Genomic DNA, 14,143 nt, shown 5'->3' on the forward strand with positions numbered 1-14,143 from the left:
CTCATCGGTCAGGTCACTGTCGTAGTAAGGCTGACTCATATCCTCAAGCCATGTAGATGTCACTCTTCTGGTATCGCGCCTTTGTGACCGTAGTTGTCTTCTACTTCACATACATTTACAAACAGTTTCTGAGGGTAAGGAATGAAGAATAAGTTTGAGTTTTGAGTTTTCTCCTGCCTTCTGCCTTCTGCCTCCTGTTTGCTAGCTTCAGGTCAGTAGGAAGGGTTAGCATGGTCACGATCGTTGAGGTAGTGATGCCCATGAATTTAACTGCGGGTACACCGCTGCAAGACGGCAAATACGTACTCAATAATCTCCTCGGTCAGAGTGCGTGGGGTATCACTTTCAAAGCGACTCAGACTCGTTTGAACCAGGCTGTGGTGCTAAAAACATTGCGATCGCAGCCAGAGATGGGTATAGCTCCTTTAAGACAGCCGTTTTTAGAAGAAGTGCGGCGGTTTACGCAGTGCCAGCATCCTGGGTTGGTGAGAGTACTGGATAGCTTTACCGAAGCCGGATTACCGTTCGCAGTCATGGATTACGTTGCCGGTCAGACATTAGCAGAGCTAGTGCGATCGCAAAAGCCATTACCAGAAGCGCAGGCTGTGCAATATATCCGTCAGGCTAGCTCGGCACTTAGCGTTATCCATCGTCACGGCTTGCTCCATCGAGATGTCAAGCCAGAAAATCTAGTCCGTCCTACAGGTGCCGCGTTTGTAGTGTTGGTGGGCTTTAGCATCACGCCTGGGGCTGTCCCAGTTGAGGTCAATCGCGCAGACTCTCGATTGGCAAACCATTATGCAGCAATCGAGCTACAGCAAGCTAAGGCATTAACTGCGGCGGCAGATATTTATGCCTTAGCGGCAACGCTCTACTTTCTGGTGACGCAGCATGAGCCGATCGTTGCCTCACACCGTCAGCAGACGCCCTTAGTGACACCGCGCCAACTGCAACCACAGCTCAGCACTGCGATCGAACGCGCCATTCTTAGCGGTATGGCATTGAACGCGCAAGAGCGTCCACAGACGATCTCTGACTGGTTGGCGCTCCTACCAGATAGCAACCCGCTACCAGCTGCACAAGGAGTCAATGGTGCTGGGAAACTTCCGGCGGCAATCAACCTGCCTCATACTGCCACCGGTTCCGGTCGCACCACGGCTCCTCCGGCTCCACCAGCACTCGCCAATCCAACTCATGCCACTGCGCCTGTGCCTCCAGTATCAATGTCCACACCTAGCTTTGCGCCTGCACCCAAGAGTCGTTTGCCGAAAGCGCTAGGGGTAACAGCCGCGATCGCGATCGCAGGAGGGTTCGGTCTGGGGTTAGTCCTACGCTTTAGCGCCATCAATGGCATTGGTCCAACGCTCTTTCAGACTACGCAAGACTTTCCGCCCGCACAAAATTGGCCGCTCCAGGCAACGCCTGAAGACTTGCTCACCACTCCAGTTTTGCCAGAATCCGTGCCGTTTCGCGATCAGGAACCCGGCGATCGTCCTCCAGTTATTAGAGTCGCACCCGACCCAGCGCCAGTGCCAGTAATACCTACGCCCTCACCAACGGCAACGATCGAGGCAACGCCAGCGCCTGTTTCCAGTCCAGTTGAACCAGACATACAGCCCTCGCCGCTGCCTAGTCCAGCACCAGCCACTGACTCAACGCCACGACCCCTTCCTTCAGGAGAAGACGCATCAGACCCATCAGGCATACCATTAGAACAGGAGCGGTTACAACTGAGGCAACCGAATCCAGGTATAAACCAAAAGCCCAACTAACGTAAAGGCTAACTTGTTGCTTGCATAACCTGTTTATGGTTTGTTCTCTTACGTTCAATCTAGCAGTGTGTGAGGCAAGCAAGCTATAATTCCGGTTAAATGCAGCAGTTTCATGGCGGAGAGTTCTCATGAGTAGTCCCTTCGATGCTTTCTATGTTGGTAGAGCGATCGCTGAAGCTGTTTATGAGCAAGCAGAGCGTGTTCTAACCAACTCCCTAAGTGATCTGGGTCGATTTGATGCTGAGCAGCGGGAGCGTTTACGTCAGTTTACAGAAGATGTACTGGCTCGTGCTCAACGGGATGCAGAGGCGGCAAAGCGGAGCCGTACTACGACGGCGATCGTGCCTATTGGTCAACCAACTGACCTGCAAGCAACAATTGACGAACTACGGGCAGAGGTCGCACAACTACGCTCCGAGCTGAAGCGCTATCGCAGCAGCAGTCAGGTTTAATCAGGCAAATTTTCTGCCGCTGATTTTACACTCATTAACTTTTTTCAATCAATCCGTTACGTTCAGCTACATTAAAACAAAGCTTTAGGAATTCGAGTGTCTGTTTCTTCCCACGACTCCGACCCGTCAACGAAACCTGCGGAGCCTGTAACGGGTGCTAACCTGCACCTAGATCATACGGACTCTCCTGCTGGCTACCGAGTGCCAGTGTACCTATCTGACCAGCATAATGGTCAGGATTTTCCGGTTGCAGGTGTCAATCATACGACACTAGACGAAGCCGATTTTGTAGAGCCATCGTTAGACGAAGCCGCTTCTGGGCATACCGTAACGGCAGAAGAAGCAGTAGCAGCGCGCTACGTGCAGTCTGCTAGAAAGTCTGCACGTGGAGCTACGCGGGGCGATCGTCGTGCCAAGTCTAAACCCTACGGTGACAAAGCCTACCGTTGGAATCACGAAAATTACTCTCGCCTGCGCCGTACTTACGACATTCAATCCTTTGTTTGGCTACTGGTGTTTTCGCAATGGCTTTACAAGAAGCCTTGGAGCTACCCCGGTGGCATGACCGAGGAGAAGCAGAAACTACGCCGCCGCAGCCAGGCAGTTTGGATTCGGGACACCTTACTTGATTTGGGTCCCACCTTTATTAAAGTCGGTCAACTGTTTTCCACTCGCGCTGATCTGTTCCCTACTGAGTACGTTGAAGAACTCTCTAAACTACAGGATAGAGTGCCTGCGTTTAGCTACGAGCAAGCCAAAGCGATTATTGAGCAAGATTTTGGCAAGCCGATTCAGACGCTGTTCCGGAGCTTTGACCCCATTCCCTTGGCAGCGGCAAGTTTGGGGCAGGTACATCGGGCACAGCTTCACTCTGGTGAAGAAGTCGTGGTCAAAGTGCAACGACCCGGTCTGCTGAAGCTCTTTAAGATTGACCTGGCGATTTTGAAAGGCATTACTCGCTACTTTCAAAACCATCCTGAATGGGGCAGAGGGCGCGATTGGCTTGGTATTTACGACGAATGCTGCAAGATTCTCTATGAAGAGGTAGACTACCTCAACGAAGGGCGCAATGCTGACACCTTTCGGCGCAATTTTCGCCAGGAAAACTGGGTCTATGTGCCCCGCGTCTACTGGCGCTATGCCTCACCTAGGGTACTGACGCTAGAGTATCTTCCGGGCATAAAAATTAGTCACTATGAAGCGTTGGAAGCGGCAGGGCTCGATCGCAAAGCGCTTGCTCAAATGGGTGCAAAAGCCTATCTGCATCAGTTGCTAAACGACGGCTTTTTCCATGCCGATCCGCATCCCGGCAACATTGCAGTTAGCGCGGACGGGTCGCTCATTTTCTACGACTTTGGCATGATGGGGCAAGTCTCCATTCTGACCCGTGAGAAGCTGCTAGAAGTCTTCTTTGGCGTTGCTCAGAAAGACGGCGATCGTGTGGTTGCGTCATTAGTTGAGCTCGGCGCACTCGCTCAGTCAGACGATATGGGACCTGTACGGCGATCAGTACAGTTCATGCTAGACAACTTCATGGACAAGCCGTTTGAGAATCAGTCGGTCAGTGCCATCAGTGACGATTTGTACGAAATTGCTTACGGTCAACCGTTTCGCTTTCCGGCAACCTTCACCTTTGTGATGCGAGCGTTTTCGACCCTGGAAGGTGTAGGAAAAGGGTTAGACCCAGACTTTAACTTTATGGAGGTTGCAAGACCTTTTGCAATGCAAATTATGGCAAACGGAAATCCTTCATCAGATGCAAACAGCATTCTAAGCGAGTTTGGGCGGCAGGCGGCACAAGTTAGCAGTACCGCCTTGGGGCTACCGCGCCGGATTGAAGATACCCTGGATAAGCTGGAGCGCGGTGACGTGCGGGTGCGAGTACGATCGATCGAGACTGATCGTATTCTCCGCCGACTTAGTGGCGTTAATATGGGTACCAATTACACGCTGCTGGTATGCGCTTTTACCCTTTCAGCAACCATTCTGCTAGCAACGGGCTATGGTTGGTGGGCACTAATCCCTGCATCGGCTGCGATCGCGGCTGCGATCGCGTTTATTCGGCTCATGATGCGCCTCGATCGCTCTGAACGAATTTCTTAAGCATCGGTTTAACTTTATAAACTGAAGCCTGCAATGGTCATTGACGACAGCACAGTCCCTTTATGAAACGCCTTTTCACAGGTCTAACAGATGTGGGGCTTCTGCGCTCTGTGAATCAGGATGCTTATTGCATCGATGCAGATGGGCGCTTTTTTATCGTTGCAGATGGTATGGGTGGACACGCTGGTGGTCAAGAAGCAAGCCATCTGGCAACCCAAGCCATTCAAGCCTATTTTCTCGCTCATTGGCAATCTAGTGAGAGTTCACGATCGCTGCTTGAAGGAGCCTTCTTCAGCGCCAATCAGGCAATTTTAAAAGACCAGCGCAGCCATCCAGAACGGTCTGATATGGGCACAACTGCGGTTGCAGTTATCTTTCGGGATGCACAGCCCTGGTGTGCTCACACTGGAGATTCACGTCTCTACCGCCTCCGTGGTGCGAAGCTGGAGCAACTGACCGAAGACCATACGTGGGTAGCACGGGCATTAAAAGTGGGTGAAATTACAGCCGATCAGGCAAGAGTTCACCCTTGGCGACACGTCTTAGCGCAGTGCTTAGGGCGTGAAGACCTCCAGCAAATTGATGTCCAGCCATTGTCATTACAGGGAGGCGATCGGCTATTGCTCTGTAGCGATGGTCTCACTGAAGAAGTGTCTGATCAACTGATTGCCTCGCATCTTAAGTCGATTCGTGCTTGCGATCGAGCAGCTACGGCTCTGATTGACGCTGCAAAAAAGCATGGTGGACGAGACAACATCACAGTTGTGATTGTGGCGATCAGTAGTTCAAATCAACAAGACAGCGAAACTGCATAGCAGATTTATGCCTGTGGGGCTATGTGCTCTACAGCTACAACCTTTATCGTGCATATAAAGTTATCTAAATTTTTAAGAATCCACTTTGACTTGCGATAGTTGCTTTAAGCCATGATTGCGATCGGTCAACCGCTGGATAGGGGCATAGTAAGGCTGTAGCTCAACAGGATGTGTTGTATGCTCAACCGTCATTGGTACGAGCAATTTTTTCGCTGGAAACTCGATCTTGAGAATAGTGAGGCTAGATCTTGGGAGTAGTGAAGCTAGAACCGATCGCACCTGAATTATCCCCAGAGCAACAAGTCCATCGGTTAATATCGGTAGCTGCGTTGCCCATCGTAGAATTTCCATCCCTGATCGCGGCAAAAAAGGCGATTCGCACTAGTCTCACGGCTTCGACTCTCGATGGAGTGTTTGCGGCTATTTTCTTAAATGTTACCGGCGGCGTGCTGCTTAGTAACTTTTTGGTCGAGTTAGATGCCAGTCCTACAGAAGTAGGGTTGCTGTCGTCAATACCAATGTTGGCAAACCTGATTCAACCACTGGGCGCGTTTCTGGGCAATCGCACCACCAGTCGTCATCGTTACTGCCTCTGGGTGTATGTCCCTTCGCGCTTGATCTGGCTACTTCTAGCGGCTGGTATTGCGTTTTCTAGCTGGCATGGTGTTGTGGATGCGCACCAGTTAGTTTGGTGGACGCTGGCGACCGTCTGCATGACGCACTTTATTGGTGCTTTGGGTGGAGCCTCCTGGTTGAGTTGGTTGGCATCGCTCGTACCACGTCGTCTGCGGGGACGTTATTTTGGCATTCGCAATTGTACTGCCAGCCTGACAAATCTCCTGTCCGTACCGCTTTTAGGTTTTGCCGTCTCTACCTTTCCAGGTGGCTCAGTACGAGGCTTTGGGGTTGTTTTGCTCTTGGGCATAGTAGCAGGCATCATCAGCTTGGGCTTTCAGTTTTTCATGGTGGATGTCAATCCACAACGGCAGCGGGAAGGGATCTGGGGAGCAGAGGAGAAGAAGCGAGCCAAGGTGGGGAGCGCGGAAGCAGAGGAGGAACAGGGAGAAACTGAGGATGTAGAGAGCATTACTCAAGCATTAGTCCCTGCCCCACTCCCCACTGACTACTCCCCACTACTCTTCCTAAAAGACAAGAATTTCCTCTTCTTCCTGCTGTATTTCAGCGCCTGGATGTTTGCGGTAAATTTGAGTGCGCCATTTTTCAATCTATATATGCTGGATAACCTGGCGATCGATGTCAGTTGGGTTACGGTTTACAACAGTTTACAAGCCGGAGCCATGATGGTGATGTTAGTCCTATGGGGCAGGCTTGCTGATCGCGTGGGCAATCGTCCAATTCTGCTTGCAGTCGGTATTTTAGTTGCCATCACACCGTTGTTATGGCTAGGAACGGGTACAAACTCGCTTTCGCTCTGGCTCTGGCTACCACTGCTGCATATTGTGGCGGGTGCAACATGGGCAGCGATCGACTTGTGCAGTAACAATCTTCAGCTTGGTGTGGCTCCAGTCCAGCAGCAGGCAACGTACTTTGCGATCGCGGCAGCTATAGCGGGGATCAGCGGTGCTGTAGGTACAACCGTTGGCGGTTTTCTAGCAGAATTTGCAAACTATGGTGGTATTCCAGGCCTGTTTGCGCTCTCAGCGATCGTGCGCTTGGTGGCACTCTTACCGCTCATACTGGTACATGAGCAACGGGGGCAATCGCTAAAGCAGATGATGCAAGTATTGTTTCCTTCCAGATCGAACCCAGCGCTAGAAGCAACGGAAGCAGCAGCGCTAGAAGAACCAGTATTAGAGCCAGTGGCTGTTGGAGTGCCAGCGCTAGCAAGGTCAGCCCAATTGCATGATGCGACACACTGAACGGCTGCAAGATCCGCCACAATGGAAGCATGAACCAGGTTGACTATCTCCGCATTAGCCTTATCGATCGCTGCAACTTTCGCTGCCAGTACTGTATGCCAGAGGGCACAGACCTGACCTATGCTTTGCAACAGAATCTACTAACGCAAGAGGAGTTGTTGACCTTACTCCATGAAGTGTTTATCCCGGTTGGGTTTACCCGCTTTCGGCTAACTGGCGGCGAACCGCTGCTTCGTCCTGGCGTAGTGGAAATTGTGCAAGCGATCGCTCAGTTCCCTGAAACGCAAGACCTGTCTATGACGACGAATGCGTTTTTACTCGCTGGTATGGCGCGAGAGCTCCATAACGCAGGCTTACGGCGCATCAACATTAGTCTGGATTCACTGCAACCAGATGTATTTGACGCCATTATTGGTCATCACGGTCGTTCGCGTTGGCAGCAAGTATGGGATGGTATTCAGGCGGCGTATCAAGTCGGTTTCAATCCCCTGAAGCTTAACGTAGTCGTGATCCCCGGTGTCAATGATCAGGAAGTCTTAGACTTGGCAGCCTTGAGCATTGAGCGCGAATGGCACGTCCGCTTCATCGAATTTATGCCAATCGGCAACGATTACCTGTTTAGTGATCGCGGCTGGGTCAGTTCCGAAGAACTGCGGCAACGCATTCGCGACCGCTGGGGGCTAACCGATGGACAAGTACGTGGCAATGGTCCCGCGGATGTGTTCAAAATTCCTGGTGCGAAAGGCACGCTCGGCTTCATTAGCCAGATGTCAGAATGCTTCTGCGATCGCTGTAACCGGATGCGTCTCTCTGCTGATGGTTGGTTGCGTCCTTGCTTACTCAATGAAACGGGACAGCTTGATTTGAGAACAGCACTGCGATCAGGCGTTCCCCTCGCCCAGCTCCGCCAACAGGTACGCGACTTGCTGATGCTCAAACCCGAAATCAACTACAAAGAGCGTGATTCTGGCACAACAGGCACTTACAACCGCACCATGTCCCAGATTGGTGGGTGAAGGTGTGACAGCGCGGAAAAGTTTTCATCGTTTTCTTATACGCGCAAGGGTTCTGCTTTGGGTTCTTCTAATAGCCAGCGCCAGATCTCAGGCAATCGTCGTTGCCACGAGGTTTCGTAGTGCGTTTCACCCTCTGCCAACAGAAAGTGAACTTCGTGATCACTATAACCAAGCTGTTTGAGATGCTTGTAAAAGTCTCGTGTGACGGGCACATAGTCGAGCCAAGCACCATAAAACGAATATTGCTCCTGGCTACCCACGTAGAGATAAATTTTTGACCAAAGTTCAGTGTGCTGATCCCAAAGCTTAAACATTTGATCGCCGCCCCACATTAGTGCTGGAGAGAGTCCACCAATGCGCCCCACTATGTTGGCGTACTTTTTGCCAATGTAAAGCGATAATAGTCCACCCATGCTAGAACCCATGACGCTCGTCCATTGTGGCTGTGGCAGCGTCCGATAGGTGCGATCGATGTACGGTTTAAGCTGGCTAACCAAAAATTGAGCGCACAGATCGCCCCGACCACCCGCCCAAGGCGAGTACTCAATCATGCGATCGCGCGTGCTGTCGATGCCCACAATAATCCAGGGGCGAAAGGTGCCTGCGCTAACCAGTGCCTCCATCGTCGTATTCGTGCACCAGGTATCAAAAGCGGCTGATTCAGGATGGGAAAAAACATTCTGCCCGTCTAGCATATACAGTACAGGAAAGGACTGGTTAGGCTGCTGCGTATAAGCTTCTGGTATGAAAATACGCAGCGTGCGTGTCATCCGCTCCACGTCAGAATAGAAGTCGCGGATGATAGTAATATTGCCCATAGTGCAGTGAAGAAGGGATAAACGACGTGCGATCGTGGTTGAGCAAGGCTTAGATTGAAAAGCGTAAGTAGCCTTTCTAGGTCGCTCGCGGATGCTTGGATTGTTACGATTCGGTTACTATGATGCAATCGTTTTTGGATACAGTAACAACCAGCGAAATTCCCTACTAACCGCTCTAACAAATAACAGTCTTAAACACAATTCGGCTTCCAGCAGTTGATAAGGCGATGCTTCAAGTTTCCACTTGATGTTAAGGATTAGCTTAAGCCACAAGTCAACATCACTATACTTTGTGCTAATCCAATAAATGCTTGTGTCTAACTTCACATTGTTAAAACACCGGTTGAGCTAGCTCTTACAGCTAAAACGTTAGTGTCAACAAGTCGCTACGTTCCGTACATATCCTGAGACAAATTACTCCTACCCTAATAAAATCCTGGGATTTACCGTAGGGAGCAATTCTGCTAATGAAGTTAAATCAGGACATCTTCACTTGAGGATTGCTGTTATGTCTCTCGAATTGACTGTTGAAGATTTGCTCGTTCTCGAAAAGCACCGTCTAGATCGTCTCCGCTCTTGCTTTGCAGAAACATTGGCAGAATGTTTTCTGCACCTTAGTCAAAATAATACGCTAACGATCCATTGCTCAGAAGCCTGGATGGTTGACCAGCTTTTGAGTGAAATCGATCGACTACGTAGCGCAGTATGGGTCATTACAGGTGCTCAGCGGCTGTCCGTTTGTTTTGCTCAAGAAGAAGTCTATCGAACCTCAACTCGTCAAGCACACAAAAGATCTAAACGGCTTCAAAGCGCTTAAATAGCTGTCAGTATAGGATGCCAAGGCTTGAGGCAGCATCAACATACTGTTACGAACCACACTCTCTGGCCAAAGGATGAGGGATGAAGAGAAACCCTTGCTCAAAGGAAGTTTCAAGGTTGATGTTTGTCCTAACGTTCTCTTCGTCTGCTAGACACATCTCTACTAAGAAGCAAGCTGTAGCGATCAACGCAGCACTGATCGCGAAAGAGCAACGGCTGGCAGCGGCATAGCTTCTGAGCTATCTATGTATTTTCACCTGATCGGATGAATCTTTTGGGTGGAGCAAACCACGTCATTCATGAGCGAAGCTATCTCTATAAAGATTACATGAAGTGATGCTTGCAACATGAGCGCCACTGCATGAGAAGGAGATTGCTATCTATGACCCCATCAAATGGCTCCAACCGACTCACCATCGCGCAGGTGATTGATCGCATTATGCGTTCTGGCAGAATTACCCGCTTAGATAAGGACTTTTTCTTTCACGCCATGCTTGCTGAAGTGCCACTTACTCAAGCAGAGCAGAATCAGGTCAGAAACGTCTTCGATCGCTTAAGTATGGGACTTCTGCGTGTTGTTGAGTAACTCGCGGTTTAGCTGACTTGTGGACTGAGTTGCACCATGCTGGGTATGAAAGAGCAAGTAGGCACGGGTAACTGAATGGAGAAGTGTGTCCAACCATTACGGCTCTCAACTAAAATAACGCCTTCCAGCTGGGCAATCAGACGCTGTACCAGTGCTAGCCCCAGACCAGTTCCGCCTTGCTTCCAGGGATCAGCATTGGGCACGCGGTAAAACTTTTCAAAGATATGTGGCAGTTCTGAGGCAGGGATCTCAGCTTGATTAGCAACCGTAAAGACGATGTAGGGCAAAACTTCATACGTATTAGCATCGGATGCTGGGTCATACTCAACCATTAACGTTACTGCCCTTCCAGGAGACGTATATTTACAGGCATTGTTGAGCAACTCAGCGATTACCCTTTGTAGCGTTGCCTTGTCGGTTGTTATGGTTGGAAAAATGGTTGGTAGTTGTACGGTCAGTGTCTGCTGTCGATCGTCTGCTCGCGAATAAAACGGCTCAACGATCGTCGCAAGGCACTCTTGTAGATCAACCTGTTCCAGAGCCACAGGGTATGCTGCTGCCTCCAGTCGTTGCAAGTCGAGCAAATCATTAATGAGTTCGATTTCGCGTAGGCATTCTGCTTGCAGAATATCAAGGTAACGTGCCTGCCGCTCCGGTGCCGTAACGGTTTTCAGCATGTGAATTGCCATCTTCATGTTAGACATGGGTGTTCGCAATTCGTGGGAAACCGTGCTGAGAAAGTCATCTTTGAGTTGGTTGAGTTCTTCTAGAGCCGCAACTTGCGCCTGGGCAGCCTGATAGAGACGCGCTTGCCGAATCGCGATCGCACACTGGTTTGCGACTTGCTGCACCAACCGGATCTCCTGGCTTGTAAAGATGTCGTCAGCGGGTCGGAAAAGCCACAAATCGCCAATGACGCCTTGATCGTCTACCATGGGGCACGTCAGGATGGAATTTCTTTTGCCTAAGAGCCGTGGTTCACAGGACTGGATACGACAAAATTGAAAGCATTGCTCCCGTAATAACCAATCGTAGACCTCAGCCAGACTGTCCATCTTGACGGTAAGCCCATTGGCGGTCGGGAGGTCTGACAGGATATGTTCGTAGCAAACGGTAGACGTGCGTTGCTCAAGGTCGTAGAGTGCGGCATCACAACCCATAATCTTCAACCCCGATGCCAGTTCTTGCACGGCAGTTTGCAAAATGCGGTCTTCGTCTAGACTGTCGCGTACTGAGTCCGTAATGCGCTTTAAGGTCGCTTCAAACCGTAACGCCTGTTGAAGTTGAGCGGTGCGATCGTGGACTTGAGCTTCCAGTGCTGTGTTAAGCTGCTGCACCTGACAATAGAGTTCTGCCTGCTGAATAGCAATTGAAACCTGGGTTGCCAGTTGCTCTAGTAGCTCCATTTCAAACGTTTCCCAGTGTCGTTCAGTTGCACACTGATGTACTACCAGCACTCCCCAAATAGTCTTTCCATGCAAAATCGGCACGGCTAAAGCGGCTTTCACCTGCCATACTTCCAAAAACTGCCGAAACACATTGTTAGAGTCAAGGTCTTGCACATTAGCAAGCACCAAATTTTTACCCTGCTCGTACTCCTGTTGCCGTTGCTGCACCCAGTTTTCCTGCACGTTCAGCCCTATCATTGGCTGCCAACACGTATCAACAGATTCAGCCATGACTCGTCTACTGTTTCTTTGCTCCACCACAAAGAGGACAACCCGATCGGCTTTTAAGAATTGCCGCACCTCAGATACAGTTGTGTTCAACGTTTCCTTTAAATCCAACGAGTTGCGAATGCGTTGAGCGATCGTACCCACCAATCGTTCGCGTTCAGCTTGCTGGCGCAGTGCTTCTTCAAAACGTTTGCGATCAGTAATGTCCATCGAAATGCCCAGCGTTCTTACAGGCATACCCGCTTCGTCGTGAAAGGTATGGCTTCGCTCCGCAATCCAGCGAATACTGCCATCTGGATGAACAATCCGAAATTCTTTGCTGTAGTTCGCTGCCTGTTGGCTCTGCAAAAGAATGTGCATCCTAACAGCTTCGCGATCGTCAGGATGCACACAATCAAGAAACGCTGCCTCTGTAGCGTCGGAAGTATCTGGTACCACACCAAACAAGTGTTTGCAGCTCTCTGACCAATTATTTATGCCTGTCTTCTGTTCGTAGTCCCATGTTCCCATCTGCGTTGTTTCAAGCGTCAGCTTAAAGCGTTCCTGGCTCTCTAATAGTGCCGCTTCTGCCTGTTTTCGCTCCGTAATATCTTTTGTAAAACAGTGAAAACCAATCAGCCGATCGTGCCAGTCATGTGCTGCCACCATGACCTTTTCACTGTAAAAGGTCGAGCCATCCTTACGTAAGCCCATGACCTCCACTTCAGCTTTGCCTTCAACCATCATCTGCTGATACGCTGCCACCACGCTATGAATACAATCGGGATGCACTGTTTGCTGCCAAACCATCCCAATCATTTCTTCTTGTTCATAGCCAAGAGCAGCGGCATACGCCCGGTTTAAGGCAACGTATTGTCCGTCGATATTGACGCGAGCAATACCTTCGACTGCATTACCAAGCGCGGTGCTCATCTCTAATAGTTCTGCCTGTGCATGCTTGCGATCGGTAACATCCAGAAAAAATAAGGACATCCCATCGGCAGAAGGAAACAGCCGGACATCAAACCAGGCATTAAGGGACGGGTGAAACTCCTCAAACGTGACTGGCACCTGCTCTGCCATCGCACGGTGATACTCCTGATCTAAGATAGAGCCGACAAGATCGGGAAAGACAGCCCAAAGGCTTTGTCCCAGCAAAGCTTCTGGCGATCGCTGACAAAGTTGTGCTGCCTGCTGATTCACATAGGTCAGTCGCCACTGTTTATCTAACGACATAAAAGCATCCGTGATGCTTTCGAGAATATTGACCGTTTGCCGATTGGCAACAAGCAAGGCTTCTTCGGCACGTTTGCGTTCGGTAATATCGTGGCAGTTGATAACGACACCACGAATCGCTGGCACATCTAACAAGCTCGTTGCCACTGCTTCAAAAAAGCACCATGCGCCATTGCGGTCTCGTACACGGTACTCGATCACAGGCTGACTAACGTTGGGGTTCTTGATTGCCTGCTCAAGCACAGTGATGATGAGCGGCACATCGTCTGGATGTACAAACTCTGTAGTGCTGTAGCCAACGACATCCTGCATGGTATAGCCCAGGACTTTTGCGGCAGAAGGGCTGCAATACCGAAAAATTCCCTTCCGATCCAGCACCACAATGATGTCAGTGGCGTTCTCAATCAGCGATCGAAACCTTTGCTCACTCTCCTGCAACGCTTTTTCAGCGCGTCTACGCTCAACAATTTCCTGCCGCAACCGACTGTTTGTGTCGAGCAAATCAGCCGTCCGCTCGAGAATCAGCTCTTCAAGCGACTTAAGATAGTGGGTGTGATTGGCACTCACTGCCACACCACGAGTCGAATCACTCAGCAACGAATGACAAAGCATCTTCAGCTCAGTCTGCTGGCGCTCGGCTTCTGCTGTTAATAAGATGTGTTGTAGTTGCTCAAACGCTGCTTCGCTCTGGCAACAATCGCGCAAGCTTTCAAGATATTCAGGTTTCATTGCAGCGGCTAAAGGCGTAGAACGACTATGAGCACTTGATCTTCAGCATAAGGTCTTTAAAGATAATGAGAACCGCCATCGTCATGGCTGCACGATCGCACTCAGTCATACTGCTTAGAAAGCCGCTTTGCTGCTGACAAACTACGTTTCAACCCCTAAACGGTATGAAGCTGACTTTAATTAAAAGGAAGGGGATATGAAGTAAAGAGATGGCAAACACCCGACGCTCACTATAGGGAGTATGCCCAAGCTTTTCTCAGTA

11 protein-coding genes are annotated in these 14,143 nt (G+C 50.2%); 8 read left to right on the forward strand and 3 right to left on the reverse strand.

The annotated features are described in order from the left end of the window. Positions 1–230 precede the first annotated feature (230 nt). From H6F86_RS13160 to H6F86_RS13175, 4 genes are all read left to right on the forward strand, one after another. Positions 231–1,772 (forward strand): serine/threonine-protein kinase, encoded by a 1,542-nt coding sequence (locus H6F86_RS13160; protein WP_190449068.1) that lies wholly within the window; start codon positions 231–233, stop codon positions 1,770–1,772. A 128-nt stretch (positions 1,773–1,900) separates the two neighbouring features. Beyond that, positions 1,901–2,224, forward strand: coding sequence for a DUF6825 family protein (locus H6F86_RS13165; RefSeq protein ID WP_190449069.1), 324 nt, complete (start codon positions 1,901–1,903; stop codon positions 2,222–2,224). A 360-nt stretch (positions 2,225–2,584) separates the two neighbouring features. Next, positions 2,585–4,327 (forward strand): AarF/UbiB family protein, encoded by a 1,743-nt coding sequence (locus H6F86_RS13170; RefSeq protein ID WP_190449147.1) that lies wholly within the window; start codon positions 2,585–2,587, stop codon positions 4,325–4,327. A 62-nt stretch (positions 4,328–4,389) separates the two neighbouring features. Further along, entirely contained in the window at positions 4,390–5,142 is a 753-nt protein-coding gene (locus H6F86_RS13175; protein ID WP_190449070.1) for a Stp1/IreP family PP2C-type Ser/Thr phosphatase, read from the forward strand. A gap of 72 nt (positions 5,143–5,214) precedes the next feature. Here the strand turns inward: H6F86_RS13175 and H6F86_RS13180 are convergent, their stop codons facing one another. Continuing rightward, on the reverse strand, positions 5,215–5,493 hold the full coding sequence (locus H6F86_RS13180) for a hypothetical protein (RefSeq protein WP_190449158.1): 279 nt from the start codon (positions 5,491–5,493) through the stop codon (positions 5,215–5,217). On the opposite strand from H6F86_RS13180, the gene H6F86_RS13185 reads away from it, so the two are divergent. Together H6F86_RS13185 and moaA are read left to right on the forward strand one after the other, a co-directional pair. Further along, a complete protein-coding gene (locus H6F86_RS13185) occupies positions 5,472–7,022 on the forward strand; it encodes an MFS transporter (RefSeq protein ID WP_242033508.1) in 1,551 nt (516 codons plus the stop codon). The two genes, H6F86_RS13180 and H6F86_RS13185, sit on opposite strands and share 22 nt — an antisense overlap. A gap of 29 nt (positions 7,023–7,051) precedes the next feature. Beyond that, positions 7,052–8,038: a GTP 3',8-cyclase MoaA gene (gene moaA, locus H6F86_RS13190; protein ID WP_190449072.1), complete on the forward strand. Its 987-nt coding sequence runs from the start codon at positions 7,052–7,054 to the stop codon at positions 8,036–8,038. A 35-nt stretch (positions 8,039–8,073) separates the two neighbouring features. Here the strand turns inward: moaA and H6F86_RS13195 are convergent, their stop codons facing one another. Then, positions 8,074–8,856 carry an alpha/beta hydrolase-fold protein gene (locus H6F86_RS13195; protein ID WP_190449073.1) on the reverse strand — a complete coding sequence of 261 codons (783 nt, stop codon included), beginning with the start codon at positions 8,854–8,856 and terminating at the stop codon, positions 8,074–8,076. Positions 8,857–9,364: 508 nt separating this feature from the next. On the opposite strand from H6F86_RS13195, the gene H6F86_RS13200 reads away from it, so the two are divergent. Together H6F86_RS13200 and H6F86_RS13205 are read left to right on the forward strand one after the other, a co-directional pair. Then, on the forward strand, positions 9,365–9,673 hold the full coding sequence (locus tag H6F86_RS13200) for a hypothetical protein (RefSeq protein WP_190449074.1): 309 nt from the start codon (positions 9,365–9,367) through the stop codon (positions 9,671–9,673). A gap of 384 nt (positions 9,674–10,057) precedes the next feature. Continuing rightward, positions 10,058–10,261, forward strand: coding sequence for a hypothetical protein (locus tag H6F86_RS13205; RefSeq protein ID WP_190449075.1), 204 nt, complete (start codon positions 10,058–10,060; stop codon positions 10,259–10,261). An 8-nt stretch (positions 10,262–10,269) separates the two neighbouring features. Here H6F86_RS13205 and H6F86_RS13210 read toward each other — a convergent pair whose 3' ends face one another. Further along, positions 10,270–13,881, reverse strand: a complete 3,612-nt coding sequence (locus H6F86_RS13210) for a PAS domain S-box protein (protein WP_190449076.1) — start codon at positions 13,879–13,881, stop codon at positions 10,270–10,272. Positions 13,882–14,143: the final 262 nt, after the last annotated feature.

It is taken from the genome of Phormidium sp. FACHB-592 (assembly GCF_014695795.1).
Lineage (GTDB): Bacteria > Cyanobacteriota > Cyanobacteriia > Leptolyngbyales > Leptolyngbyaceae > Stenomitos.

What these genes read in the sequence shown, in the direction of transcription:
- H6F86_RS13160 (WP_190449068.1), top strand. Translation starts at nt 231, where the DNA reads ATGGTCACGATCGTTGAGGTAGTGATGCCCATGAATTTAACTGCGGGT.
- H6F86_RS13165 (WP_190449069.1), top strand. Translation starts at nt 1,901, where the DNA reads ATGAGTAGTCCCTTCGATGCTTTCTATGTTGGTAGAGCGATCGCTGAA.
- H6F86_RS13175 (WP_190449070.1), top strand. Translation starts at nt 4,390, where the DNA reads ATGAAACGCCTTTTCACAGGTCTAACAGATGTGGGGCTTCTGCGCTCT.
- H6F86_RS13180 (WP_190449158.1), bottom strand. Translation starts at nt 5,493, where the DNA reads ATGGAAATTCTACGATGGGCAACGCAGCTACCGATATTAACCGATGGA.
- moaA (WP_190449072.1), top strand. Translation starts at nt 7,052, where the DNA reads ATGAACCAGGTTGACTATCTCCGCATTAGCCTTATCGATCGCTGCAAC.
- H6F86_RS13195 (WP_190449073.1), bottom strand. Translation starts at nt 8,856, where the DNA reads ATGGGCAATATTACTATCATCCGCGACTTCTATTCTGACGTGGAGCGG.
- H6F86_RS13200 (WP_190449074.1), top strand. Translation starts at nt 9,365, where the DNA reads ATGTCTCTCGAATTGACTGTTGAAGATTTGCTCGTTCTCGAAAAGCAC.
- H6F86_RS13205 (WP_190449075.1), top strand. Translation starts at nt 10,058, where the DNA reads ATGACCCCATCAAATGGCTCCAACCGACTCACCATCGCGCAGGTGATT.
- H6F86_RS13210 (WP_190449076.1), bottom strand. Translation starts at nt 13,881, where the DNA reads ATGAAACCTGAATATCTTGAAAGCTTGCGCGATTGTTGCCAGAGCGAA.